Origin of the sequence: Paenisporosarcina quisquiliarum, assembly GCF_043641925.1 — a bacterium.
GTDB classification, from domain to species: domain Bacteria; phylum Bacillota; class Bacilli; order Bacillales_A; family Planococcaceae; genus Paenisporosarcina; species Paenisporosarcina quisquiliarum_A.
This window is the reverse complement of record NZ_JBHZRU010000039.1, coordinates 1-1,395: the sequence shown is the minus strand read 5'-3', so window position 1 is coordinate 1,395 and position 1,395 is coordinate 1. Positions and strand designations below refer to the sequence as shown.

Here is a 1,395-nt window from a genome sequence, read left to right as displayed (position 1 = left end):
TGGACTTCTGTCAAGAAAGTTTACACAAAAAACACTAAAATTCCGTTTTCTAAATCCCTACCGCACTTCGTTTGCTAGAGGTGATAAAAGAATACAGTTAAAATGCCAACTGTATTCTCTTATCACCTTCGAGAAACTTATGAGATTTTTTCCGAACTTAAAAGACCTGATTTTCTCTCGAAATTATTTGGTGAGAGATAACCTAGTGTTGAGTGTCTTCTTCTTTCGTTATAAAAACTCACGATATAATGACTAATGGCTCTGCGTGCTTCCGCACGAGTTTTAAAACGTCTACGATAAATTAACTCTTTTTTGATTGTGGCATGAAAAGATTCAATACATGCATTGTCGTATGGATCACCTTTGCGACTCATACTAATTTGAATTTGTTTTTGTTCTAATAAATCAACATATACATTTGAACAATATTGAACTCCACGGTCTGAATGATGTGTAAGTTGACCTTTAATTTCACGAGAGCCAAGGGCAATTTCTAGCGCCTCAATGGTAAGTTCTTTCCTCATATGTGAATCTAATGACCAACCAATGATTTTTCTTGAAAAGAGATCCATGATACTCGCTAGATATAGCCAACCCTCATTCGTCCAGATGTAAGTGATATCTGCCACCCACACTTGGTTTGGATCAGTTACATTAAATTCACGATTCACTAAATTTGGATAAATGTGTTCGGTATGATTTGAATCTGTTGTCACCATATACTTAGTTGGTGGTATCGCACTGAGACCCATTTTATTCATAAGAATAGCTACTGTTTTTTGTGAAATAGAGTATCCCCAAGCCAACAGGTCCTCATGGACCCGTGGACTCCCATATGTACCGCCACTTAAATGATAGGATTGTGCAATTTTTTGAGTGATTTCCTCATGTGCAGCCATCTTTTCAGTATTTGGATTCTGTCTTCTATGTCGCCAATTGATATATCCTTGTCTTGAAACACCCATCACTTTGCACATCTTCGTTACGGTGTATTCACGTTCATGATCATATATAAAAGAAAAGATCACAGTGGGTTTTTGGTGAAGATGTGCATAGCCTTTTTTAAAATTTCATTTTCTTCTTCTAACTCTCGAATTTGCTTTTCAAGAGCAGCTTGTTGTTTTTTTAACTCCGATGATGTTGTAAGGTCATTGGAATTTGGATAATAACCTTGCTTTATTCGGTATCGTTTCACCCAAGAAGATACAGTTGAAGGGGCTAAATCTAATTCTCGACATAGATGTTTAGCCACTTTATTTTCTTCTACAATCAATTTCGCAATATATTCTTTGTACTCATGTGAATAATGACCTTGCATATTAAACACGTCCTTTTCCTAGTCTTCTTATTATAAGGAATTCCGTTTTGACGTGTACACTTTTTATACTAAGCCCA

The 1,395-nt window shown here is 35.9% G+C and carries 2 protein-coding genes; both read right to left on the bottom strand.

Translation table 11 applies throughout. The annotated features are described in order from the left end of the window. Positions 1 to 137: 137 nt before the first annotated feature. Positions 138 to 1,028 carry an IS3 family transposase gene (locus tag ACHUE4_RS16585; protein WP_394192070.1) on the bottom strand — a complete coding sequence of 297 codons (891 nt, stop codon included), beginning with the start codon at positions 1,026 to 1,028 and terminating at the stop codon, positions 138 to 140. Next, the gene (locus ACHUE4_RS16580; protein WP_394192068.1) at positions 1,025 to 1,318 is read right to left on the bottom strand and encodes a transposase; all 294 of its coding nucleotides are present in this window, start codon (positions 1,316 to 1,318) and stop codon (positions 1,025 to 1,027) included. The genes ACHUE4_RS16585 and ACHUE4_RS16580 overlap by 4 nt, the downstream gene beginning before the upstream one ends. Positions 1,319 to 1,395 lie beyond the last annotated feature (77 nt).